Source organism: Micromonospora humi, from assembly GCF_900090105.1.
In the GTDB taxonomy this organism is placed as follows: domain Bacteria; phylum Actinomycetota; class Actinomycetes; order Mycobacteriales; family Micromonosporaceae; genus Micromonospora; species Micromonospora humi.
Genome location: NZ_FMDM01000004.1, coordinates 128285 through 152512 on the forward strand (window position 1 = coordinate 128285; position 24228 = coordinate 152512).

Genomic DNA, 24228 nt, shown 5'->3' on the forward strand with positions numbered 1-24228 from the left:
CCGAACCCTACCGGCGGGTAGGCCCGCGGCCGGGCGTCGCCCGTCCGACCAACTACCCTCAGACAGAATCAGTCCCCTCGGTGCCCGGCCTAGGCGCCCCAGCAGATGCGACGCGAGGATGCGCCGCCAGCGCGAGCGGAGAAGACAGGCGTGACGATCCCGTACCCGAACTCCCAGCCGATGCCCGCCATCGCCGCGGTCACCCCGCCGTCGGGCTCGGCCCGGCCCCGGGTGACCTTCCTCGGCACCGGCTACCTCGGCGCGACGTACGCCATCTGCTACGCCGAGCTGGGTTACGAGGTGCTCGGCTTCGACGTCGACGCGGACAAGATCGCCAAGTTGAACGCCGGTGAGGTGCCGATCCACGAGCCCGGCCTCGACGAGCTGCTGCGACGCAACCTGGCCGCCGGCCGGCTGCGGTTCAGCACCGACATCCAGGAGACCGCCGACTTCGGCGACGTGCACTTCATCTGCGTCGGGACCCCGCAGCGGGCCGACGGCATGGGCGCCGACCTGTCATACGTCGAGGCGTCGGTGACCAGCCTGGCCCAGCACCTGACCCGCAAGGCGCTGATCGTCGGCAAGTCCACCGTGCCGGTGGGCACCGCCGAGTGGGTGGAGCAGCTGGTCGGCAAGCACACCCCGACGGACCTCGGCGTCGAGGTGGCGTGGAGCCCCGAGTTCCTCCAGGAGGGCTTCGCCGTCGACGACGTGCTGCGCCCCAACCGGATCGTGGTCGGCGTCAAGAGCGAGTGGGCCAACGGCATGCTCTTCGCCGCCCACAAGGGCGTCTTCGACCTGGCCGCCACCGAGGACCGCGAGGTGCCCCTGGTGGTCACCGACTTCGCGACCGCCGAGTTGGTCAAGGTCGCCGCGAACGCGTTCCTGGCCACCAAGATCTCGTTCATCAACGCGATGGCCGAGGTCTGCGAGGCCGCCGGCGGCGACGTCACCCAGCTCGCCCGCTCCATCGGCTACGACCCGCGGATCGGCAACCGGTTCCTGCAGGCCGGGCTCGGCTTCGGCGGCGCCTGCCTGCCGAAGGACATCCGCGCCTTCCAGGCCCGCGCCCAGGAGCTCGGCGCCGGCGAGGCGCTGCGTTTCCTGCACGAGGTCGACCTGATCAACATGCGCCGGCGGACCCGGGTGGTGCAGCTCGCCGCCGAGTTGCTCGGCCGCCGCTCCGGCCCGGCCGGGCCGGACCTCTCCGGCACCCGGGTCGCGGTGCTGGGCGCCACCTTCAAACCCAACACCGACGACGTACGCGACGCGCCCGCGCTCGCGGTGGCCGCGCTGCTCGGCAAGGCCGGCGCCGACGTGCACGTCTTCGACCCGCAGGGGATCGAGAACGCGCGTCGCGCGGTGCCCGGCCTCGCCTACGAGGACTCCATGAACGACGCGGTCCAGGGCGCCGACCTGGTCTGCGTGCTCACCGAGTGGGCCGAGTTCCGCAACGCCGACCCGGTGGCCATGGGCGAGCTGGTCAACGGCCGCAAGGTCGTCGACGGCCGCAACTGCCTGGACTCCACACTGTGGACGCAGGCCGGCTGGGAGTACCGCGGCCTCGGCCGCCCCTGACCGATCGACACCGGGCCGGCCGGTCGGGGACCAGGTCCCCGGCCGGCCGGCCCTTTTTGTTGTCCGGAACGCGCCGGCAACTGTCGAAATCCCGGCCCGGTCAAGGCATGCTTCTGAGTGGTCCACAGTGCGACGGGCGCGGGCGGACGGGAGACTGTCGTGGAGAGCTTCAGGTGCGCCGGGTGCGGGCGGGAGATCAAGCCCGCCGCCGTCTGCCCACACTGCGGCGCGGCCCAGCCACAGTGGGCCGAGCACCTGGCCGACATCGAGCGCTCGATCGCCGAGATGAAGGCCCGCGACGCCGAGATCGCCCGCGAGCAGCGGCAGATCGCCGCCAAGATGCAGGCCGCCCTCTTCCAGCGCGACATCCTGGCGCACGCCGGTGAGGAGCGGATCAAGCAGGCCACCCGGCCCCGCAAGGTGCTGCGCCGGCGTCCGGGGCGCCGCCCGCCCACCGCCACCACCGGCGCCCCGCCCCGGGTGCCCCGGCAGGGCACCCCGCCGCCCGCACCGGACGACCTGCCTCCGTCGCCGCCCCGCGGCCGCCCGCAGTGGCTCGACGCGGACGACCCGGAGCACCCGCCGGAGGCGTCCTCGCGCGAGGTGCAGAACATCCCCCTCGGGCTCGGCGCGCTGCTGCTCGGCGTCGCGGCGGTGGTCTTCGCCGCCGTCGCCACCAGCTCGATGGACGCGCTGGCCCGGCTCGGCGTGCTGCTGGTCGCCACCGTGGTGATGCTGCTCGCCCCGCCGGTGCTGGCCCGCCGCGGCCTCACCTCGACCGCCGAGACCATCGCCGCGGTCGGGCTGCTGCTGGTGCCGCTGGCCGGGTACGCGGTCTGGGCCGTCGACCGGATCGGCGGCGGCACCTCGGGGGCCGCGTTCGCCGGGTCGATCTTCCTGGTCACCACAGTGGTCGCGGTCGGCTACGCGTACGGCACCGGGTTGCGCGCCCCCCGCTTCGCCACCGTGCTGGCCGCCCAGCCGGTGCTGCCGCTGCTGGCGTACGAGCGGATCACCGGGCCGGCCGGCTGGGCCCTGGTGCTCACCGTGGTGGCCGTGCTGGACCTGGCGCTGGCCCGCTCCGCGGTGGTGCGGGAGCGGCCGGTCCGGTCGGACCTGCCCCCCACCGCGCCACCGGCTCCGGCGCCGCCGCGGCAGCGCGTCGACGACGACCGACCCGAGTCCGCGCCGGAGGAGGCCGCCGAGGTGCTCGGCGGTGAGCCGCCCGCCGGCCCGGACACCGCCGCGACCCGACCGGTGCCGTGGCTGCGCGAGCTGACCTGGTTGCTGCACGGCGTGGCGGTCGCGCTCGCCCTGGCGTACGCGGTCACCGCCCTGCTGCGGTCCGCCACCGTGCCGGCCGCCGCGGCCGCCGGCACGGTGCTGCTGCTGGCGGCGCTGACCGCGCTCGCCGGCACGCTGGTGCTGCGCCGCCCGCCACTGCCCGACGTGGGCGCCGGCATCGTCACGCTCGCGGTGATCGGCGCGCTCGGTCGGGTCGCCTCGGTGGCCCTGCCCGGCCGGTCCCTGCTGCTGATCTCCGCGGTCATCGCGCTCACCGGGTTGGCCGTCCGGGCGATGCCGGAGGCGGCCCGCCGGGGCCCGCAGCTCGCCTCCGCGGTGGCGCTCACGGTCAGCGGCCTGGTGGTCGCCGGCGGGGCGCTGCGGGCCGGGCTGGCCCCGGTCCGGGCGGCGCTGCCGGCCTGGTCGGCCGACCTGAGCGGATGGCACGCAGAGCTGGCCCGGGCGGTCGGTCCGACCGGTTGGCAGCTCGCCGCCAGCGCGCTGCTGCTCACCGTCGCCGCCGTGGTCGCGCTGCCGATCGAGATCCGGCGGGAGTTCGCCGTGGTCGGCGCGGCGCTCACCGCGCTCGCCGTGCCGGCCTCGCTCGGCCTGGGCTGGGCGGTGGCCTGCTGGCCGATGCTGCTGACCGCGGTCGCCGTCGGGGTGCTCGGGCTCACCGCCGGCACCGAACGCGCCGCCGTGGTGCACGCGGTGACCGCCGCCGTGCTGGGGTTGACCGGGGCCGGGGCGGCGCTCGCCCGGCCGGCGCTCACCGCCGCGGCACTGACCCTGCTCTTCCTCGCCGGGGCGCTGGTCTCGCTCGCGCCCCGGGTCCGGATCGCCGCCGCCGCGACGGACCCGGTCTGCGCCTGGGCCGCCGGCGGCGCGGCGTTCGCCCTGCCCGGCGCGGTGGCCGCGTTCGTCGCCGCCACGGTGCCGACGCCACCGACGCCCACCCCGGCCAACCTGCGTGAGATCACCGTCCCGATCCTCGCCGCGAGTTTCCTGGCCGTCTGCGTGACGCTGGCGTACGCCGCCCTGGTCCAGGTGGCGCAGCGGCAGCTGAGCATGCCGCACGCGCTCGGCACGGTGCTCGGCGCGGTGGCGGTCGCCGCCGCCGGCTTCGGTGCGCCCGGTGCCACCTCGGCGGACGCCTGGGTGGGTGGCCTGCTGCTGATCAGCGCCGCGTTGCTGGCGCTCGCCCCGCGGATCGACGCCGGACGCCGCGCCGACATGTCGCTCGACGGGTCGGACCTGGCCCTCGCCGCCACCACGGTGGCGCTGGTCGCCACCCTGGCCCGGATCGCCGCGGTGCTCGCGCCGGGCGGCCAACTCGTGGTGGCGGCCGCGCTGGTGCTGGTGGTGGCGGTCGCCGCCCGGGCGCTGCCGGAGGAGTGGCGGCGTGGGCCGATCCTCGGCATCGCGGCCGGCGGCACGCTGATCGGTCTCATCGCCGCCTGGAGCGCGCTGCGCGGCGGCGTCGGCGTGCTGGCCACCCCCGGCCCGATCTGGGCCGGTGACCTGAGCGGCTGGCCGGCCGCGCCCACCGGCGGTGCCACCTGGCAGGCGCCCGTGGCGTTGGCGCTGCTGGCGGTGACCGCCGCCATCCTGCTGCCGCCACCGTGGAAGTACGACGTCTCGGGCGTGGCCGCGGTCCTCGCCACCGTGGGCGCGCCGGCCGCGTTCGACCTGCCCTGGTGGTCGCCGGTGCTGGTCGGCGCCATGGCGGCCACGGTCTACGGGATGGCGGCGGTGGCCGCGGCGGACCCGCGGGCCGCGTTGTCCCGGGCCACCGTCGCCGGGGTGGTGGCGCTGCACGCCACCGGCGCCGGACTGGTCCGGCCCTGGACCACCGCGCTGGCGTTGGGCAGCATCGCGTTGATCGGGGTGACGGTGGCGGCCCTGGCCCGGTCGTTCGCGCCGACCCTGGTGGAGGACGTCCGCGCCGAGGGCATGCCGCCGCACCTGGTCCAGGTGGGCGGCGCGGCCGCCGGCGCGGCCCTGCTCGCCCTGCCCGGCGCGGTGGCCGCGCTGTCCGCCGAGTTCGACCGTCCCGCACAGGTGGTGCTCACCGCCGCGCTGGCCGCCGCCAGCATCGGCCTGGCCGTGGTCGCGGCGGTCCGCCGGCAGGTGCCGCAGTACCTTCCGTACGCCAGCGTGGCCGTCGTCGGCGCGGCCACCGTCACCGCCGCCGCCGCGCTCCTCGTCCATCTGCCCGCCGGCGTGTACGCCGCCGCCGCGGCGCTGCTCGGCGTGCTCGCCGAACTCATCCGCGCGGCCACCGTCCCGCCGGCCGGCTCGGCCCGGCCGGTACGCCGCTGGTCGGTGCTGCTGAACGGGGCGCTGCGCCGGGACCGGAACGAGCCCACCGAGCTGCGGTGGCGGGTCAGCCCGGCGGCGGGGGCGCTGGCCGCGGCGGCGCTGCCCACCGCGCTGGCGCTGGTCACCCTGGCGCCGCCGCTGGTGGTGGCGCTCTTCTCCACGTTCGTCGTGCTGGGACGGGTCTGGCAGGGGCCGCCGCCGGAGCTGCTCACCCCGCCGCCGGACGCGGTGGATCCCACCCACGTGCTCACCGCGCTGCTGCTGACCGCGACCGCGGCGCTGGCCGCGACCGGGTTCAGCGGCGGGCGCCGGTCCCGGGCGGTGCCGGTGATCCTGCCCGGGGCCGCCCTCACGCTGCTGATCACGCCGGTGGCGCTCGGTCAGGGCTGGCCGATCACCGCGCAGGCCGGGCTGGTGGTGTTCACCATCTCGATGCTGGGGCTGGCGCTGACCCCGCCGCCGGCACTGGCCGAGCCGGGCCGCTCGATCCGGGTCGCCCGGGTGCTGGTCTTCGTCATCGGGTTGGCCGCCGGCGGCGCCGGGCTCGCCGGCGCCCTCGCCACCCGTGACCTGACCCTGATCACGCTGGGGAGTGCCGTCGCCGTGGGCCTGGTCGCCGCGTTCTACGGGACCACCCAGCGGGCCCGCATCCTCGGCTGGCTGTTCGCCTCGCTGATGGCCCAGCTCTTCGTGCTCACGCTGGGTCTGGTGGCCGGGCTCGCCGCGGTCTGGTCCGCGTTCGGGGTACTCGCGGTCGGCGCCGCGTTGCAGGTCTTCGCCGCCACCCTGCCCCGGCTGCGCCGGCCCGAGGCCTACCGGGAGGCGGCCACGGTCGAGTGGAGCGGTTACGGCGCGGCGCTGATCGCGCTGGCCCTGGCGTACGATTCGCCCCGGCACATCGCCGCGCTGCTGGCCGCCTGGGGCGCGGTGCTCGGGATCGCGGCCAGCCGCCCGGGGCGGCGCCCGACGGAGCGGAACCTGCTGTTCTGGGCGGTGGTGGCCTGCGAGATCAGCGCCTGGTGGATCCTGATGCGGGTGTCCGACGTGGCCCTGCCCGAGGCGTACACCCTGCCGTTCGCGGCGCTGGCCCTGCTGGTCGGGGTGCTGCAACTGCGCCACCGGCCGGACATGTCGAGCTGGGTGGCGTACGGGCCGGCGCTGGTGACCGCGTTCCTGCCGTCGCTGGCGATCGTGGTGGCGACCGACTCCAGCATGCTGCGTCAGGTGCTGCTGCTGCTCGGCGCCGTGGCGGTGCTGATCTTCGGCTCGACGAGCCGGCAACAGGCGCCGGTGATCGTCGGTGCCACGGTGACCGCGATCGCCGCGGTACACGCGCTGTTCAGCCTCGGCCCGTGGCTGGTCCTGATCCCGGTCGGCCTCGTGTTGCTGGTGCTGGGCGCGAGCAACGAGCGTCGCCGCCGCGCCCAGGAGCGCCTGCAGACCGCGCTGCGCGGGATGCGCTGAGGCGCCGGCGGCGCGTCAACCCGTGGCCCTGCCGGCGCGTCAACCGGTCGCTGTCCGTAGCGGCCGGTCGGCGCGGCCCGCACCCGTCCCGCTGCCTTTGCTCTGCAGCCACGGACGCATCGGTAACGGAAAGCGACCGGCGAGGCCGGGACGGGATACGGGCATCGGTACCAAAGACCAGTTCGGAGCCGTGCTGCGTCGGTGGCTGCAGAGCAAAGGCGGCGACGGGTCACCACCCGGCGCACCGGCGGCAGTTACTCTGCGCGACCCGACGCCGCGAACACGGAGGGTAAGTTTCCCGGCTCAGCGCAGCGCGGCGCGGAGCGCGGCTTCCTTCTCGGCGACCAGGTCCTCCAGGCTCGCCTGGTAGCCGGCCATCTTCTCGCGCAGCACCGGGTCGGCAGCCCCCAGGATGCGGACGGCGAGCAGCCCGGCGTTACGGGCGTTGCCGATCGACACGGTGGCGACCGGCACACCTGCCGGCATCTGCACGATGGACAGCAGCGAGTCCATCCCGTCCAGGTACTTCAGCGGCACCGGCACGCCGATCACCGGCAGCGGGGTGACCGAGGCGACCATGCCGGGCAGGTGGGCCGCCCCGCCCGCACCGGCGATGATCACCCGGATGCCCCGGGCGGCGGCCTCCCGGCCGTACTCGATCATCTTGAGCGGGGTGCGGTGCGCGGAGACCACGCCGACCTCGTGCGGCACGCCGAACTCGTCCAACGCGTCGGCGGCGGCCCGCATGGTCGGCCAGTCCGAGTCACTGCCCATGATCAGCCCGACCGTGCTCATGAGCGTCCCTCCTGAAGCCAGCGGGCCGCGCGCGCGGCCCGGGCGCGTACCTCTGCCAGGTCGGTCCCGAGCACCGTGACGTGCCCGATCTTGCGGCCCGGACGCACCTGTTTGCCGTACAGGTGGACCTTGGCGCCGGGTTCGGCGGCGAAGAGGTGGTGCAGCCGCTCGTCGATCGAGATGCCACCCGGCTCCCCGCCGAGCACGTTCGCCATCACCACGACCGGCGCGGTGAGCGAGGTGTCCCCCATCGGATAGTCGAGCACCGCCCGCAGGTGCTGCTCGAACTGCGACGTGCGGGCACCCTCGATGGTCCAGTGCCCGGAGTTGTGCGGGCGCATGGCCAGCTCGTTGACGACCAGCCCACCGGACGTGTCGAACAGCTCCACCGCGAGCAGCCCGACCACGCCGAGCGCGGTGGCCAGGTCGATGGCGAGCTGCTGCGCCGCGACCGCCTGCTCCTCCGGCAGGTCGGGCGCCGGTGCCAGCACCTCGACGCAGATGCCGTCGCGCTGCACCGTCTCCACCACCGGATACGCGGCGACCTGCCCGAACGGCGAGCGGGCCACCTGCACTGCCAGTTCCCGGCGCAGCGCCACCCGCTCCTCCACCAGCAGCGGAGTGCCGCCGTCGAGCAGCGTCGCGGCCAGCTCGGCCGCCTGGTCGGCGTCGTCCACCATCCAGACGCCCCGGCCGTCGTAGCCGCCCCGGGCGGCCTTGAGCACCACCGGCCAGCCGGTCTCCGCGCCGAACGCGACCAGGTCGGCCGGCGACTCCACCGGACGCCAGGCCGGGTTCGGCGCGCCCAGCTCGCCGAGCCGCTCCCGCATCACCCGCTTGTCCTGCGCGTGCACCAGCGCCTCGGCCGGCGGGAACAGCTTCACGCCCTCGTCGGTCAGCGCCTGGATGTGCGCGTTCGGCACGTGCTCGTGGTCGAAGGTGACCACGTCGCAGCCCTTCGCGAACGTGCGCAGCGCGGTCAGGTCGGTGTGATCGCCGTACTGGACGTCGGCGGCGACCAGCGCCGCGCCGTCGTCCGGGGCGAGCGCCAGCACACGAAGCGACTGGCCGAGGGCGATGGCGGCCTGGTGGGTCATCCGGGCGAGCTGGCCGCCGCCCACCATGCCCACGACGGGGAGTCCGGTACGGGAGTCCATAGCGCCGCCAGCCTAGCCGGGCCGGCGGTCGGCCGGACCGCGAGGTCGGCCCGTCCCACCGGCGCCGCGGGGCGGCTCAGCCGAGCTGGGCGACCAACTCGTCGACCGAGGTCACCGGCCGCTGGCAGACGAACCCCCGGCAGACGTACGCGGTGGGCCGCCCGTCGACCAGCGGCCGGTCGGCCAGCAGCGGCACACCGGGCTGGTCCGGGGCGCCGGCCACCACCACCGCGCCGGGCGGGGCGTGCCGGTGCGCGGCGGCCACCAGCGGGTCACCGGCCGGGTCGTCGGTCACCACCGCGATCTCGTACGGCCCGGAGAGCAGCGCCTCGCCGACCGTGGCGGCGTAGCCGGTGAACCGGGCGTGCCGGTCGACGATCGGCGCGACCGTCGACAGCGTCTGCTCGGCCGCCTCCCGGTAGCGGGTCTCCCCGGTCAGCGCCGCGTACGCGACGAGCGCCGCGACGATCGCCGAGCGGCCGGACGGCGTCGCGTTGTCGGTCGGGTCGGCGGGGCGGGTGACCAGACGCTCGGCGTCGTCGGCGGTGTCGTAGAAGCCGCCGTCCGGTGCCGCGAACCGGGCCAGCGCCACGTCGAGCAGCTCACCCGCCAGGGTCAGCCAGCGCCCCTCGCCGGTGAGCTGGTGCAGCGCGCAGAACGCCTCCGCGACGCAGCCGTAGTCCTCCAGCACGCCGGCCGGCTCGCCGACCACCTTGTCCCGGGAGACCCGGCGCAGCCGGCCGTCCACCAGGTGCACGGCGGCCAGGTGCTCGGCGGCGTCGCGCATCGCGCCGTCGGCGACGATGACCACACCCTCCATCAGGTTCGCGTCCTCGTCGTCCGGGGCCGCGTGGAGCGCGGCGACCTGCTGGAACTCCGCGAGCGCGGTGATCGCCAGGCCGTTCCAGGCGGCCACCACCTTGTCGTCGCGGGCCGGTTGGGGACGGGTGTCCCGGGCGGCGAGCAGCCGGCCCACCACGTCCCGCCAGCGGGCCCGAACCGCCGGGTCGGCGTCGTCGACGTCCCGGGCGAGCCGCAGCACGCTCGCGCCCTCCTCGAACGTGCCCGCTTCGGTGACGGTGAACAGGTCGGCGGCGAAGCGGCCGTCCTCCTCCCCCAACACCTCGACGAGCTGGGCGGGCGTCCAGACGTAGGTCAGCCCCTCGACGCCCTGGGTGTCCGCGTCCAGCGCCGAGGCGAACCCCTCGCCGGCCCGGTGCAACTCGTCGGCGAGGAAGCGTGCGGTGTCGCGGGCCACCCGGCGGGCCAGCCGGTCACCGGTGAGCCGCCAGAGCTGGGTGTAGACCCGCAGCAGCAGCGCGTTGTCGTAGAGCATCTTCTCGAAGTGCGGCACGGTCCAGTGGCCGTCCACCGAATAGCGGGCGAAGCCGCCGGCGAGCTGGTCGTTCAGGCCGCCGCGAGCCATCGCCTCGGCGGTGTGCCGGACGATCTCCAGGCTGCGCGCCGAACCGGTGCGCCGGTGGTGCCGCAGCAGGAAGAGCAGGTTCATGTGCGGCGGGAACTTCGGCGCGCCGCCGAAGCCGCCGTTCGTCTCGTCGTACTCCTTCGCGAGCTGGGCGGCGGCGCCGTCGAGCAGCTCGGCGGTGAGCGGGGCGGTCACGCCGCCGACGGCCTGGGCGCCGCCGATCGCCTCGACCACGGCGGCGCCCTGACGCAGCACCGCGTCGCGCTGTTCCCGCCAGGCGGTGGCGACGGAGCCGAGCAGGCGGATGAAGTTGGTCCGGGGGAAGTAGGTGCCGCAGAAGAACGGGGTGCCGTCCGGGGTGGCGAAGACCGTCATCGGCCAGCCACCCTGGCCGGTCATCGCCTGGGTGGCGGTCATGTAGACCGCGTCGACGTCGGGGCGCTCCTCGCGGTCGACCTTGACGCAGACGAAGTCGTCGTTCATCAACCGGGCCACCGCGTCGTTCTCGAACGACTCGTGGGCCATCACGTGGCACCAGTGACACGCCGCGTAGCCGACCGAGATGAGCACCGGCACGTCGCGCCGTTTCGCCTCGGCGAACGCCTCGTCGCACCAGGGCCACCAGTCCACCGGGTTGTCGGCGTGCTGGAGCAGGTAGGGCGAGGTGGCCTCGGCGAGTCGATTCACCATCCGACCATAGCGAGCGCTCGGTGCCCGCGCGCCACGAGCGGACCGGGTCAGCGGGTGAGGGTGAGCGTCGAGGTGTCCGTCACGGTGTATTCGTTCCAGTATTCGACGTCGCGGACCGGCACCTCGGTGACCGCCTGCGCGGTGCCGCGCTGCAACGTGACGTCGCCCGGATGGGTGGTGGCCGACCAGGGCACGTCCCGGCCGGGGGTGCACGGGACCTGGACGCTGTAGTAACCGCGCACCAGGCCGGCCTTCTTCTGCTGCTGGACCAACTCGCCGCCCACGTAGATCGTCTCCGCCCGGGTGCACGTGATCGAGCCCCGGACGGTGGCGAGGCCCTTGTTGCTCACGGTGGCCACCGGGTCGACGGTCAGGGTGACGTCGAGCGCCGGCACCGGCGGCAGGTTCGAGATGTGGATCTCACCGCGCAGGCCGCCGGTCGCGCCCGCGCAGCGGATCTCGAAGGTGGCGTCGAAACGCTCGACGTAGTCGAAGGGGCCCCAGGCGGCGTCGAGGACGGTGAACGAGCCGGTGCTCTGCGCGCAGGAGCGCCCCCAACCCCCGTTGGCGAACCGGATGCCGGCCGCGTGGTTCTCGTAGTCCGGCTGCCCGACGTTCTGGTAGGCGTCACCCGCCTTCAGCGTGGCCGGCGCGGTGAGGTCGAGGTCCCAGGTGTTGTCGAGGTCGCTCCAGAAATCCATCTGGAACTGCTGCCCGCTCCAGCCCACCGCGCTCATCTCGTCGCCCGGGGTCGGCGCCGCCGAGCTGTAGGAGTAGGAGTTGCCGGCGGTGATCGGATCGCCGGGCTCACCGGTGACGCTGAACGACCATGCCTGCACCGGGCGGGCCTGCGCCGGCGCGGAGCCGACCAGGCCGGCTGCGCCGGCGGTCAGCGCCATGGTCGCGGCGAACAGAACCCGTCGCCAGGAACGTCTCGTCATCGTCGTCCTCCCCGTGTGGACGTGCGCGGAACGCCGTCGCGCCCACCGTGCCCGAAGACTAGGTCCAATCGGGTCACGCCCGCTGCCCCGCACCGGTGGGATGTCGGCAGCCCGACGACTCGCCACGGATCATCCTTCCACTATTCACCTTCGTCTATTTAGATCGACGCATGCCCGGCGTGCCCACCGCCGGTACGTCCGAAGGAGACGGTCCATGCGCAGACTCCCCGCCCTGCTCACCCTCGCCGCCCTGGCCGGCTCGACACTGGCGCCGGGCGCCGCGTCCGCCGCGGTGCCGCCGGAGACCCGGTGGTCCGCCAGCACCGCCGTCGGGATCCACAACACGTACGAGCGCGGCACCTACCCCTACCTGGCCCAGGCGCTCGACGCCCGGCCCGGGCTGATCGAGCTGGACGTCTGGCCGGACGTGCTCACCCGGCAGTGGCGGGTCAGTCACAGCAACCCGCTCGGCAACGACAACAACTGCGTGGCCGCCACCAGCGCGGCGCAGCTCTACACCGGCACCCGGAACAAGAACCTGGAGAGCTGCCTGGACGACATCCGGCTCTGGCTCGGCGCACACCCCGACGCCGGTCCGGTGGTCCTCAAGCTGGAACTCAAGACCGGCTTCAGCAGCCGCACCGGGCAGGGGCCGGCCCAGCTCGACGCGGTCCTCGCCGCGCGCCTCGGCGACCGGGTGTTCCGCCCGGCTGACCTGCTCGGCGGCCACCCCACCCTGGACGCCGCGGCCCGCGCCGACGCCTGGCCGACCCGGGCGCAGCTCGCCGGAAAGGTCGTCGTGGAGCTGATTCCCGGCACCGTCGAGGAGGGCAACCCGACCGACACGCTCTGGACCGACGTGGAGTACGCCCGTCACCTGGCCGGCCTGGCCGCGGCCGGCACGCTCGGCAGCGCCCAAGCGTTCCCGGCCGTGCACCGGGCCCAGGCCGGCGACCCGCGCACCCGGTACGCGGACACCGCGCTGCGGCAGTGGTTCGTGCTCTTCGACGGCGACGCCTCGGCGTACGTCGGCGGCGGCATCGACACCGCCTGGTACGACGCCAACCACTACCTGCTGGTGATGACCGACGCGCAGAACGTGCCGCCCGCGGTCCCCGGCGGTGACGCCGACGCGGCGGCGGCCCGGGTCGCCCAGCTCGCCCGCGCGCACGCCAGCATCGCCTCGGCCGACTGGGCCACGCTGCCGACCGTCCTCGACGACGTGCTGCCGCGCGGCTGAGCACACCGCTCCGCGCCGCCGGGGGCACCTCCGGCGGCGCGGGACCGGCTCAGGAGGCGCCGTCGGCGCGCAGCGGGAAGACGTTGTCGCGGGCGGTGTCGCGCAGCGACCCGAGCACCGCGCCGATCTTGTCCGCCGGCATCGGCTTGAAGAAGTGGTAGCCCTGGGCGGCGGTGCAGCCCAGCTCGGCCAGGGCGGTGCGCTGCTCGGCCGTCTCCACGCCCTCCGCCACCACCCGCAGGCCCAGCTCGTGGGCGAGCCCGACGGTGGTCCGGACGATCGCCGCCGCCTCCGGCGAGTCGGCCATCCGGATCACGAAGGAGCGGTCCACCTTCAGCTCGTCGACAGCGATCCGGGTGAGGAACGTCAGCGAGGAGAAGCCGGTGCCGAAGTCGTCGACGGCGAGCTGCACGCCCATCGCCCGCAGCGTGGCCAGCACCTCGTCGATCACCTCCAGCTCGCTCATCACCACCGTCTCGGTGATCTCCAGGACCAGCCGGCGCGGCGGGACCTGGTGCCGGCGCAACGCCTCCTCGATCTCGGCGGGCAGCCGCGGGTCGAGCAGGCTGCGCGCCGACAGGTTCACCGAGATGGGCACGTCCAGCCCCTCCCGCGCCCACCCGGCGGCCACCTCCAGCGCCTTGTTCAACACGTAGCGGGTGAAGCTGCCGAGCTGCTCGCTGTTCTCCACCGGGCGGATGAAGTCGGACGGGCCGAGCCAGCCCCGGCGTGGGTGCCGCCACCGGATCAACGCCTCCACCCCGGTCGGCGCGCCGGTGGCCAGGTCCACCGCCGGCTGCAACGCCAGCACCAGCTGGTCGTCGGCGGCCAGCGCCTCCCGCAGCTCCGCGAGCAACGCCAGGTGGTCGGTGCTCGCCGCGTCCCGCGAGCTGTCGTACGCGGCGACGCTGCCGCCGCCCTCCTTCGCCTGGTACATCGCGATGTCGGCGCGGCGCAGCAGCTCGGTCAGGTCGGCGGTGCCCGCGTCGGCCACCACCACGCCGACCGCCACCTCGACGGACATCCGCACCCCGGCCACCTCGGTCGGGGCGGCGAGCCGCTCGGCGACCTCCCGGGCCTGGCGCAGCGCGTACGCCAGCGGGGCCGTCCGGTCCTCGACCACCGGGACCGAGGTGAGCAGCAGCGCGAACTCGTCGCCGCCGAGCCGGCCGAGCAGGTCGCCGGGCCGGGTCAGCACGGCCAGCCGGTTGGCGGTCAGCCGCAGCAGCTGGTCGCCGGCCGCATGCCCGAGAGTGTCGTTGACCTCCTTGAACTGGTTCACGTCCAGCAGCAGCAGCGCCACCGGGTGGTCGTGCGGGCGCTGCCGCAGCGCCTGGTCACCGCGGGTCAGCAGGGCCGCCCGGTTGAGCAGCCCGGTGAGCTGGTCGTGCACCGCGTCGTACGACGACCGGGCGGTGACCAGCCGCAACTCGCGGTGGGTCGCGGCGTCGTGCAGGGCGGCGGCCAACGCGTCCCCGAAGGCGGCCACGCCGTCGCGTTCCCGGTGGCTGGGCGGGGCGGACGGGGCGAACCGCACGCGCAGTCGACCCACCTCGACGGCGCCGACGGCCAGCCGCCGGACCAGTTCGTGCTCGACCGTGCCGGTGCACGCCGCGGGCTCCACCTCACGATCGCGCACCTGCCCGCCACGGTCGGCCCGGTAGCGGCGCCAGCGCCCGTCCCCCCGCGCCACGTCCACCTCGACCAGTTCGGCCCCGAAGAGGGTGAGCGCACCGGTCACCGCGGCGGTCGCCACGCCGCGTTCGTCGAGCTGGTTGAGCGCGGCGGTGGCCTCGGCGAAGGCCCGCCAGGTCCGCCGTTCCGCGTCCGCCCGGAGCCGGTGCCGGTAGGTCTGCTGGAGCAGCCACAGCGGCGGGGGCAGGAGCAGCAGCCAGCGGGGGTCCAGCTCCAGCAGCGCGACCACCACCAGGCCGACCGCGACGTTGCCGACGAACATGAGCAGCTTGCCGCGCAGCGCGGCGAGCAGCGGCGGACCGATCGGGATGCCGTGCCGCAGGGCGATCGTGGCGGCGCCGAGCCAGCCGGTGGTGACCAGGTAGGTCACCGCGCCCGCGCTCAGCGCGAGGGCCAGTTCCGGGGTGGGAGCGGCCAGCAGCGGCTTGCCGAGCGCGCCGGCGACCGCCCCGGCCAGTGCCGTGGCGGCGGTGAGCGAGGCGGTGATGCGGACCAGTTCCAGCACCGGACGCCGGTCGGACACCAACGACATCGCGGTCCAGGCGACGCCGGCGCCGAGCAGCGCCGCGGCGGGAAGCCAGCCGGCCGGCACCAGCCAGAGGCAGACCACGAGCGCGGCCTCGCCCCAGGTGATGCTGACCATGCCGGCCGCGGTGCGGAAGCGCAGCCGGGCGAGCTGGGCGACGGCGAAGGCGAGCGCGGCGAGACCGAAACGGGCCGGGCCGGGCAGCGGGTCGTCCGCCGGCAGGTCCGCGGGTATGCCGAGCCCGAGCACGACGGCCAGGAGCGCGGTGACCGCGACCGCGGCGGTCAGCAGCACGACGCTGGTCGGCGTGCCGCGTAGGCCGAGCCGGTCCGGGGGACGGTCGGCCGGTTCGGAGGTCACGGCCCCGCCCCGGCGGGAGGCGGATTCGGGGCACGGTGGGGACCCGCTGCTGCCTTCGACATCGACGCCCCCCTTCCGCGCAGGGTCCGGGGCCTCACGGTCCCCCCGGCGGAAGGCTAAGCCAAAGCCGGTGGTCGCAACAGGGGTGAACGACCGGCTCGGGCGTGATTCACGCGGTGTTCAGCCGTTGCGGCGCTGCTGGGGGCCGGTGGGGGCATTCGTCGGTGAATCCTGCTCGACGGCCCCGTCTGTCGGATCGACGACTGCCGCGTCGGCCCGGCCCGGCTCGGTCGGGTGCGGGAACCGGTCCGGCAGCCGGCGCAGCCGGGCGTTCATGTTGCGGATGAGCAGGACGGTGACGGTGGCCAGCGCGATGATGAGGAAGAGGCCCATCGGGCCGGCCAGACCACCCGTGCGGGTGTCACCGAAGTTGTTCTCCGCGAGCACCTGGGCGGTGGTCAGCATGGTGTTCCTCCGATGTGCGGCTGACGACCAGGGTAGCCCCCGCGGACGTCAGCGGGCACGGCACGTCTCGCGCACCCCGGCGAAGAGGTCGGACTCGGGCAGCGGGCTGTCCACCAGCGAGCGGGCGAGCTGGAAATCCTCCGTCGGCCAGGCGCGCTGTTGCAGGTCCATCGGCACCTGGAACCAGAACCCGTCCGGGTCGATCTGGGTGGCGTGGGCGCGCAGGGCGTCGTCGCGGACCGGGAAGTAGGCGGAGCAGTCGACCCGGGTGGTGATCCGCTCCCCCTTGTCGGGTCGCTCCTCCCACCGCTTCATCCAGTCGCCGTAGGGCGACTCGTGGCCGGCGGCGAGCATCGCCTCGTGCAGGCTCATGATCTTGGCACGGGAGAAGCCCACGTCGTAGTAGAGCTTCAGCGGCTGCCACGGCTCGCCCAGCTCCGGATGCCGCTCGGGGTCGCCGGCCGCCTCGAACGCCGCCACCGTGACCTTGTGGGTCATGATGTGGTCCGGGTGCGGGTAGCCGCCCTCCTCGTCGTAGGTGGTGACCACGTGCGGACGGAACTGCCGCATCAACCGCACCAGCGGCGCGGCGGCGACCTCCACCTCCTGCAGCGCGAAACAGCCCTCCGGCAGCGGCGGCAGCGGGTCGCCCTCGGGCAGCCCGGAGTCGACGAAACCGAGCCAGGCCTGCTCGACACCGAGAACGGCGCGGGCGGCGTCCATCTCGGCCCGGCGGATGTCGCCGATGTTGGCCCACACGTCGGGCCGATCCATCTTGGGGTTCAACACGCTGCCCCGCTCACCACCGGTGCAGGTGACGACCAGGACATCCACCCCCTCGGCGACGTATTTCGCCATGGTGGCGGCGCCCTTGCTCGACTCGTCGTCGGGATGGGCGTGCACCGCCATGAGACGCAGCTGTTCTGCCACCTTCGGCGCTCCTCGTCTGTGCCGACCGGCTGACCTGCCGGAATCTCCCCCCGCGCCCGCGAAAGCCCCCGTGACGACCGGTCGGGACCGTTGCCGGAGTGGTCGGAACCACCCCGGCCGGCCGAAGCCGACCTGCCATCCTTGACTCAGCGCCGGGCTGGGAAGATGGACCTTGCCATTCTTGCCGATGCCGCCGACAACAACGCCAGGAGATACCCGCCGGTGAGCGAGACGCACGCCACAGTCGCACCGGACACGCCGGTCTTCCCGCCCGGCCGGTACGGCCGCCGCCGGGAGCCGGGGCGCCGCCGGCCGCTCCTGCTCGCCCTGGTGGTGGCGGTCGTGCTGGCCCTCCTCGGGTTGGGTGCCGCGAAGCTCTACACCCAGTACGGCGATCCCACCTACCAGGGCGAGATGATCAGCTACACCGGGATCACCGACTCCCGGGTGGTGGTCGACTTCCGGGTCACCGTGCCGCCGGGCGGCTCCGCGACCTGCCTGCTGCGGGCCCGCTCGCACGACGGCGCCGAGGTGGGCCACGTCGAGGCCACGGTTTCCGCCGAACCCGGCCAGCGGCACGTCCGGTCCCGGCAGGAGGTGCCGACCAGCGCCCGGCCGTTCATCGGCGAGGTGCTGCGCTGCCGACCGGCCGGCTGAGCCGGACGCCCGGCGAGCTGCCGGGACACGCCACCCCAGGTCCCGCCGCCGGCACCCGGGGTGATCGACCACACTCCGACGGGTGCGGCACTGGTAACTTGGTGGTTTCACCTGTCAGCCAGTCCGCACCAACCGAGGAGATCGCCTGTGTCCACAAACGGAAACGAGGCGCCCGCCACCTGGCTGTCCCAGGACGCTCACGACCGCCTGCAGGCCGAGCTCGACGAGCTGATCGCCAACCGGCCGGTCATCGCCGCCGAGATCAACGCCCGGCGCGAGGAGGGCGACCTGCGGGAGAACGGTGGTTACCACGCCGCCCGCGAGGAGCAGGGCAAGGCCGAGGGGCGCATCCTCTACCTCAAGGAGCTGCTGCGCACCGCCAAGGTCGGTGAGGCGCCGGACGCCGACGCGGTGTCGCCCGGCATGGTCGTGACGATCTACTTCGACGACGACGCAGACGACACCGAGACGTTCCTGCTCGGCTCCCGTGAGATCGCCTCCACCACCGACCTCACCGTCTACAGCCCCGAGTCCGCGCTCGGCAAGGCGATCCTCGGCGGCAAGTCGGGTCAGACCTGCACCTACACCGCGCCGAGCGGCGCCGACATCAAGGTGACGGTGGTCTCCTTCGAGCCCTACTCGGGCTGACCCGCCGGCGGACCCGCGCCGGCCGGCTCGGGTCCGACCCGACCGAGGCTGACAGGCTCCTCGGGCCCGAGCCACACCCGTCCGCCCCGACCGGATCATCCGGCCGGGGCGTTCGCGGTTCCGGGCGCGCTCACCCCTCGCCCGCGAAGACCACCTGGTAGCCGCTGGCGCGCAACGCGCTGATCAACGTGTCCGAATGCTCCACCCCGCGGGTCTCCACGGAGAGCGCCACCTCCACCTCGCCGAGCCGCAGGTGCGGGTTGGCGCGCTGGTGCACCACGTCCACCACGTTGGCCCGGTGCTCGGCGATCTCGCTGAGCAGCGAGGCGAGCTGACCGGGGCGGTCGGTGCAGCGCACCGTGACCCGCAGGAAGCGCCCGGCCGCCGCCAGGCCGTGCTCGATCACCCGGAGCATCAGCAGCGGGTCGATGTTGCCGCCGGAGAGCACCGCGACCGTCGGCGTGGTCACCTCCACGGCGCCGGCCATCAGCGCCGCCACGCCGACCGCGCCGGCCGGCTCCACCACCTGCTTGCCGCGCTCCAGCAGCATCAGCAACGCCCGGGAGATGTCCTCCTCGGAGACCGTGACGACGTCGTCGACCAGCTTGCGGACGTGGGTGAACGTCAGCTCGCCGGGACGTCCGACGGCGATGCCGTCGGCGATCGTGGCGAAGGACGGCAGCCGGACCGGCTCGCCGGCCCGCAGCGAGGGCGGGAAAGCGGCGGCGCTGGCCGCCTGCACCCCGATGACGCGCACGTCGGGCCGCAGCGCCTTGGCCGCCACCGCCATCCCCGAGACCAGCCCGCCGCCGCCGACCCCGGTCACGATGGTCCGCACCTCCGGGCACTGTTCGAGGATCTCCAGCGCCACCGTGCCCTGACCGGCGATGACGTCCGGGTGGTCGAACGGGTGGATGAAGACCGCGCCGGTCCGCTCCGCGAAGGTCTGCGCCGCGACCAGCGACTCGTCCACCGTGTTGCCGACCAGCTCGATCCGGGCGCCGTACCCCTTGGTCGCGGCGACCTTCGGCAGCGGCGCGTTCACCGGCATGAAGACGGTGGCGTGCGCGCCGACCAGGCCGGCGGCGAGCGCCACGCCCTGGGCGTGGTTGCCGGCGCTCGCCGCCACCACGCCGCGCGCCCGTTCGTCGGCGGAGAGCCGGGAGATCCGCACGTACGCGCCGCGCACCTTGTACGACCCGGCGCGCTGTACGTTCTCGCACTTGAGCCAGACCGGCCCGCCGAGCGCGGCGCTGAGCGGCCGGGAGGGCTCCAGCGGGGTGGTGCGGGTGACGCCGGCGAGCAGCTCCCGCGCGGCCTGAACGTCGGCGAGGCCGACCATCTCCGTCATGCCCCGATCGTGCCACCCACCCCCGGCGGAAGCTGCGCCGACGTCGCCGACGGCCCCCCGGACGCGGGCCAGCCGGGATACCCGCCGGGCCAACCGGGGTAGCCGCCGGGCCACGCGGGCACGGCCCGGGCGAGGCGGTCCTGCTGGGCGGCGGAGATCCGGCGGACCAGCACGACGAACGCCGCCGCGGCGACGAGGCAGGCCACCGCCGGCGCCAGGCGCGGCAGGAGCGCGCCCTGGTAGAAGTCGACGTAGGTGGCGAACTCCTCGTCGTTGCGCGGAAACTCGGTCAACCGTTCGTAGCGGGCCTCCTCCAGCCGCGCGACCACCCGCTCGCCGATCGAGAAGACCAGCCAGGCCGACCACCAGAGCACGACGAGCCCCGGCGTACGCCGGCGCCACAGGCTGAGCCGGGCCACCTCGGACACCACCCGGGCCGGCACGACGACGTTGGCGAACGGCACCAGCCAGCCGGCGATCGCCCAGGCGGGGCTCTGGGTCGGCGCGGCACCGCCGAACGCGTCCAGGTTCTTGCGCACCCGCCACGTCCAGATCACCACCAGGGTCGCGGCCACCAGCAGGGCCAGGATGAACGGCAGGGTGACCAGGACCTCCGCCAACACCGCGCCGAGCAGGACGTCCCGGTCCAGCCGCTCGGCGGCGGACCGGGCCAGGCGGACGCCCACCAGCGGGAACAGCGCGGAGAGCGTGAACAGCACGGCGGTCGCGCCGACCGCGACGCAGGCGGCCAGGCCCAGGCCCCGGACGGCGTACGTGGGCACGCCGGGCAGAACCGCGGGCTGGCCGTGGCGGGTACCGCAGCGCTGGCAGTCGTCGAAGGCCGGGGACGTGGCGTCCCCACAGGTCAGGCAGTGCATCTCAGGACCGTCCGAGGGGTGCGCGCGAAGGGGGTGCGCACAACCTAGACGATCACGCGGCGGCGGGTGACCCCGTGCCGACCCGGGGATAGCCGGGGGCGTGCCGCGTCCACGGCGCCTGCATCTCGAACTGGCCGGCCACCCCGAGCAGCAGCAGCTCGGAGCCGGGCGGCCCGACGAACTGCACCCCGACCGGCAGCCCGTCCGGGCGGCGCCCCACCGGCACCACGATCGACGGCAGGCCGGCGATGTTCCACGGCGCGGCGTACGGGGCGTACCTGATGTTCGTCCGCATGTTCGCCAGCCAGGACCGGCCGGACCAGCCGGCCGCCTCCGGCGGCGGCCCGGCCAGTGCCGGGGTGAGCAGCAGGTCGACCGAGTGCTCGTCGAAGAAGTGCACCGACCGCTCCCGCCAGGCCGTCCGGTCGGCCTCCCGGACGTACCCCCGGCGCTGCGCCCACTCGCCGAGCGCGACGTGTCGACGGCTGCGTCGCTGGAGCTGGCGCGGCGCCACCCCGGCGGCGCGCACGTCGGCGGCGGCCGCCGCGAACCAGGTGGCGATGCCCTGGAGGCCGAGCCGGGTCGGATAGACCGGGTCGGCGCCGACGGTGTCGTGCCCGGCGGCGGCGAGCAGCCGGCCGGCGGTGGCGACCGCGTCGCGGTTCGGCGCGTCCGGGGAGACGCCCGTCACCGGGGAGCGCAGCGACACGCCCACCCGCAGCCGCGGCGGCGGGACCAGCTTGTCCGGCCGGCGCCCGGCCAGCACCGAGAAGCCGACCACCGCGTCGGCCACCGTGCCGGTCAGCACGCCGTGCTCGGTCAGGCCGAACCAGTCGTCCGCGCCGAGCTGGCAGGGCACCACGCCCCGGCCGGGCTTGAGCCCGACCAGGCCGCAGCAGGCCGCCGGGATGCGGATCGAGCCGAGGCCGTCGTTGCCGTGGGCCATCGGCACCATGCCGGCGGCCACCGCGGCGGCCGCGCCACCGGAGGAGCCGCCGGGGGTACGCGCCGGGTCCCACGGGTTGCGGGTCACCGCGGTGTCGTCGTCGGTGAGGGCCCACAGGCCCAGCTCCGGCATCCGGGTCACGCCGAGGATCACCGCGCCCGCGCCGCGCAGCCGCCGGACCACCTCGTGGTCGGCCTCCGCCACACCGGTACGCATCGCGGCCGACCCGTTCCAGGTGGGCAGGCCGGCCACCGGAGTGTTCTCCTTGACCGCCACCGGCACCCCGGCCAGCGGCAGGTCGGCCAACTCCTCCTGCTCGTCGACCTTCTCCGCCTCGGTGATCGCCTCGCCGCCGCGTACCGTGCGGAACGCGGCCAGCTCGGCGTCGACCCGGGACACGTGGTCGAGATGGTCGGCCACCACCTGGGTGGCGGAGACGTCGCCGCGGCGTACCGCGCGGGCGATCTGTTTCGCGGTCGCCCCGACCCAGGTCGTCGGCAAGATGTCCGGCACTGCCACCCTCCGTCGTCCAGCGGTCAGCCCAGTGCCTGCTCCAGATCCGCGAGCAGGTCGTCGACCGTCTCGATGCCGACAGACAGTCGCACGAGATCACCGGGAACTTCAAGCGGCGAGCCGGCAGCGCTCGCGTGTGTCATCCGGCCCGGGTGCTCGATCAGCGACTCGACGCCGCCGAGCGACTCGGCGAGCACGAACAGCCGGGCCCGGTTGCAGATCTCGACGGCGTGCTCCTCGCCGCCGGCCGCCCGGAACGAGATCATGCCGCCGAACCGGCGCATCTGCTTGGCGGCCACCTCGTGCCCCGGGTGCGACGGCAGGCCGGGGTAGATGACCTGGGCGACCTTCGCGTTGCCGTCCAGGTAGGCGGCGATCCGCTCGGCGTTGTCGCAGTGCCGGTCCATCCGTACCCCGAGGGTCTTGATGCCGCGCAGGGTGAGCCAGGCGTCGAACGGGCCGTTGACCGCGCCCATCGCGTTCTGGTGGTAGCGCAGTTCCTCGCCGAGCGCCCGGTCCGCGGCGACCAGCGCGCCGCCGACCACGTCGGAGTGCCCGCCGACGTACTTGGTGGTGGAGTGCACCACCACGTCCGCGCCGAACGCGATCGGCTGCTGGAGGTACGGCGAGGCGAACGTGTTGTCGACCACCAGCAGCGCGCCGGCGTCGTGCGCCACGGCGGCCAGCGCGGCGATGTCGGCGATGCCGAGCAGCGGGTTGGTCGGCGTCTCCACCCAGACGATCCGGGTGGCGCCGGGCCGGATCGCGGCGCGGACGGCGTCCGGGTCGGAGACCTTCGCCGGGGTGTAGTCGAGGCCCCAGCGCTCGGCCACCTTCGCGAACAGCCGGTAGGTGCCGCCGTACGCGTCGTCCGGGATCACCACGTGGTCGCCCGGCTTGCAGACGGTACGCAGCAGCGTGTCCTCGGCGGCCAGGCCGCTGGCGAAGGCGAGCGCCACCGGACCACCCTCCAGCGCGGCCAGGCACTCCTGCAACGCGTCCCGGGTGGGGTTGCCGGAGCGGCTGTACTCGTAGCCCTCGCGGGGCGCGCCGACGGCGTCCTGGGCGTAGGTGCTGGTCTGGTAGATCGGGGGGATCACCGCGCCGGTGCGGGCCTCCGGGTCCTGGCCGGCGTGGATGGCGAGCGTCTCGAAGCCGTGGTTCATGACCGGAAGGCTAGTCGCTGCTCTTGCGCCCGGCGGGAATTGTCCCGCACCGCGTGACGCGCCCCGCTCCCGCCGGGCGGGAGCGGGGCGGTGCGGTCACGCCGCCGGCACGGGCAGCACGTGCAGGGTGGTCGGCCGGGCGCCGGTCCAGTCCGTGGTGATCGCGTAGAGCCGCGCGCCGTTGGGCGACCAGGCGAGGCCGCCGGGCGCGAGGTCCGACCCCAGCTCGAACCGGGCCTGCTCGACCCCGTCGAGCCCGAACACGAACACGTCGGGGTCGTAGGAGGCGCGGGCGCCGCCCGCGACCCGGCCGCCGTCCCGGGACAGCTCCACCGCGGCGGGGTACGCGCCGGTGGGGCACTGGGCCGACGGGGTGGTGATGTCGGCGAACGGGAACGCCTGGACCGTGTAGGGGGCGCCGGAGGCGGTGTAGAGCGTGTCGCCGGCCGGGTTCAGGGCGATGTCCCGCAGGTTGCTGCCGATCGCCATGAACGCGTTGTTGCGCAGGTAGGTGAGTGCGCCTCCCGCGCCGATCCCGTAGGCCTCGACCGAGGCCGGGCTGAGCCCCGGCTGACCGACCAGCAGCACGCCCCGGTTCTGCGCGGCGGCGGCCAGCAGCGGGGCGCCGTAGTAGCCGTCCCTCGCCAGGCCGGTGGTGAGCGCGGCGGGCTGGCGGCCCAGGTCGAGCCGGCCGATGTTGCCGTCCCAGCCGGAGCAGCCGTAGCCGAACCAGAGGTAGCGGCCGGTCAGCGCGAGCGAGGAGGGGCAGGCGCCCGCACCGGTGTCGAAGCGGGCGAACTCGGTGAGCGTGCCGGTGTTGACCGCCGCGATCGCGTTCGCCGCGGGCAACGCCACGTAGAGCGTCTGCCGGTCGGCGCTGAGCAGCAGGTCGGTCGGGCCGGGCAGGTTGGACACGGTGCCGACCACGTCACCGTTCGCGGCGGTCACCACCACGTCGGTCGAGTTCCGGCCGCCGCTGACGAAGACCCGGTCACCGGCCGACACGACGTCGGCGGCGTCGGCGATCGGCAGCGGGACCGCGCGAGGCGCGGCCGCCGCGGCGGCGGACCCGGCGGGGGTGGTGGCGAGCAGAGCGCCGGTGAGCGCGGCCAGGGCCAGCGCGGAGCGTCTGTTGAGGCGCAAGGGGTGTTCCCTTCACGACGGGCGACCGTGGCGGCGGGCCACGGCCGGGTGGG

Annotated in this window: 17 protein-coding genes; 5 read left to right on the top strand and 12 right to left on the bottom strand. The window is 74.7% G+C overall.

Annotated elements, in window-relative coordinates; all coding sequences use genetic code 11:
• Positions 1-150: 150 nt before the first annotated feature.
• Complete coding sequence (locus GA0070213_RS08900) at positions 151-1578, top strand: UDP-glucose dehydrogenase family protein (RefSeq protein ID WP_091060509.1); 1428 nt, start codon at positions 151-153, stop codon at positions 1576-1578.
• Between the two features lie 159 nt (positions 1579-1737).
• Complete coding sequence (locus GA0070213_RS08905; protein ID WP_091060511.1) at positions 1738-6648, top strand: SCO7613 C-terminal domain-containing membrane protein; 4911 nt, start codon at positions 1738-1740, stop codon at positions 6646-6648.
• Positions 6649-6951: 303 nt separating this feature from the next.
• Here the strand turns inward: GA0070213_RS08905 and purE are convergent, their stop codons facing one another.
• From purE to GA0070213_RS08925, 4 genes are all read right to left on the bottom strand, one after another.
• Positions 6952-7443 carry a 5-(carboxyamino)imidazole ribonucleotide mutase gene (purE, locus tag GA0070213_RS08910; RefSeq protein WP_091060515.1) on the bottom strand — a complete coding sequence of 164 codons (492 nt, stop codon included), beginning with the start codon at positions 7441-7443 and terminating at the stop codon, positions 6952-6954.
• Positions 7440-8600, bottom strand: coding sequence for a 5-(carboxyamino)imidazole ribonucleotide synthase (locus GA0070213_RS08915; RefSeq protein ID WP_091060518.1), 1161 nt, complete (start codon positions 8598-8600; stop codon positions 7440-7442). Before GA0070213_RS08915 ends, purE begins: the two co-directional genes overlap by 4 nt.
• Before the next feature lie 76 nt (positions 8601-8676).
• A complete protein-coding gene (locus GA0070213_RS08920; RefSeq protein ID WP_091061475.1) occupies positions 8677-10713 on the bottom strand; it encodes a thioredoxin domain-containing protein in 2037 nt (678 codons plus the stop codon).
• 50 nt (positions 10714-10763) lie between these two features.
• Positions 10764-11657 (bottom strand): hypothetical protein, encoded by an 894-nt coding sequence (locus GA0070213_RS08925; RefSeq protein WP_091060521.1) that lies wholly within the window; start codon positions 11655-11657, stop codon positions 10764-10766.
• 214 nt (positions 11658-11871) lie between these two features.
• Here GA0070213_RS08925 and GA0070213_RS08930 point away from each other — a divergent pair, with 214 nt between their 5' ends.
• Complete coding sequence (locus GA0070213_RS08930; protein ID WP_091060525.1) at positions 11872-12897, top strand: phosphatidylinositol-specific phospholipase C domain-containing protein; 1026 nt, start codon at positions 11872-11874, stop codon at positions 12895-12897.
• A 49-nt stretch (positions 12898-12946) separates the two neighbouring features.
• On the opposite strand, the gene GA0070213_RS08935 is transcribed toward GA0070213_RS08930, so the two are convergent.
• The 3 genes from GA0070213_RS08935 to mca form a co-directional block, all read right to left on the bottom strand.
• Positions 12947-15478 (bottom strand): putative bifunctional diguanylate cyclase/phosphodiesterase, encoded by a 2532-nt coding sequence (locus tag GA0070213_RS08935; RefSeq protein WP_091060528.1) that lies wholly within the window; start codon positions 15476-15478, stop codon positions 12947-12949.
• Positions 15479-15658: 180 nt separating this feature from the next.
• Entirely contained in the window at positions 15659-15943 is a 285-nt protein-coding gene (locus GA0070213_RS08940; protein WP_091060531.1) for a hypothetical protein, read from the bottom strand.
• A gap of 48 nt (positions 15944-15991) precedes the next feature.
• Positions 15992-16873, bottom strand: a complete 882-nt coding sequence (gene mca / locus GA0070213_RS08945; RefSeq protein WP_091060533.1) for a mycothiol conjugate amidase Mca — start codon at positions 16871-16873, stop codon at positions 15992-15994.
• 222 nt (positions 16874-17095) lie between these two features.
• Here mca and GA0070213_RS08950 point away from each other — a divergent pair, with 222 nt between their 5' ends.
• Together GA0070213_RS08950 and greA are read left to right on the top strand one after the other, a co-directional pair.
• Positions 17096-17530 carry a DUF4307 domain-containing protein gene (locus GA0070213_RS08950; protein WP_091060536.1) on the top strand — a complete coding sequence of 145 codons (435 nt, stop codon included), beginning with the start codon at positions 17096-17098 and terminating at the stop codon, positions 17528-17530.
• Positions 17531-17677: 147 nt separating this feature from the next.
• Positions 17678-18178 carry a transcription elongation factor GreA gene (gene greA, locus GA0070213_RS08955; protein ID WP_091060540.1) on the top strand — a complete coding sequence of 167 codons (501 nt, stop codon included), beginning with the start codon at positions 17678-17680 and terminating at the stop codon, positions 18176-18178.
• Positions 18179-18308: 130 nt separating this feature from the next.
• Here the strand turns inward: greA and ilvA are convergent, their stop codons facing one another.
• From ilvA to GA0070213_RS08980, 5 genes are all read right to left on the bottom strand, one after another.
• A complete protein-coding gene (gene ilvA / locus GA0070213_RS08960; RefSeq protein WP_091060544.1) occupies positions 18309-19529 on the bottom strand; it encodes a threonine ammonia-lyase in 1221 nt (406 codons plus the stop codon).
• Entirely contained in the window at positions 19526-20311 is a 786-nt protein-coding gene (locus GA0070213_RS08965) for a DUF4328 domain-containing protein (protein ID WP_245716320.1), read from the bottom strand. Before GA0070213_RS08965 ends, ilvA begins: the two co-directional genes overlap by 4 nt.
• Before the next feature lie 148 nt (positions 20312-20459).
• The gene (locus tag GA0070213_RS08970; RefSeq protein ID WP_091060552.1) at positions 20460-21872 is read right to left on the bottom strand and encodes an amidase; all 1413 of its coding nucleotides are present in this window, start codon (positions 21870-21872) and stop codon (positions 20460-20462) included.
• A 17-nt stretch (positions 21873-21889) separates the two neighbouring features.
• Positions 21890-23032, bottom strand: a complete 1143-nt coding sequence (locus tag GA0070213_RS08975; protein ID WP_091060556.1) for a cystathionine gamma-synthase — start codon at positions 23030-23032, stop codon at positions 21890-21892.
• Positions 23033-23128: 96 nt separating this feature from the next.
• On the bottom strand, positions 23129-24175 hold the full coding sequence (locus GA0070213_RS08980; protein ID WP_091060558.1) for a YncE family protein: 1047 nt from the start codon (positions 24173-24175) through the stop codon (positions 23129-23131).
• Positions 24176-24228: the final 53 nt, after the last annotated feature.

Bases quoted from the DNA above. Each gene is read 5' to 3' on its own strand.
- GA0070213_RS08975 (WP_091060556.1), bottom strand. From the start codon at position 23,032: ATGAACCACGGCTTCGAGACGCTCGCCATCCACGCCGGCCAGGACCCG.
- GA0070213_RS08930 (WP_091060525.1), top strand. From the start codon at position 11,872: ATGCGCAGACTCCCCGCCCTGCTCACCCTCGCCGCCCTGGCCGGCTCG.
- GA0070213_RS08940 (WP_091060531.1), bottom strand. From the start codon at position 15,943: ATGCTGACCACCGCCCAGGTGCTCGCGGAGAACAACTTCGGTGACACC.
- GA0070213_RS08925 (WP_091060521.1), bottom strand. From the start codon at position 11,657: ATGACGAGACGTTCCTGGCGACGGGTTCTGTTCGCCGCGACCATGGCG.
- ilvA (WP_091060544.1), bottom strand. From the start codon at position 19,529: ATGACGGAGATGGTCGGCCTCGCCGACGTTCAGGCCGCGCGGGAGCTG.
- purE (WP_091060515.1), bottom strand. From the start codon at position 7,443: ATGAGCACGGTCGGGCTGATCATGGGCAGTGACTCGGACTGGCCGACC.
- GA0070213_RS08915 (WP_091060518.1), bottom strand. From the start codon at position 8,600: ATGGACTCCCGTACCGGACTCCCCGTCGTGGGCATGGTGGGCGGCGGC.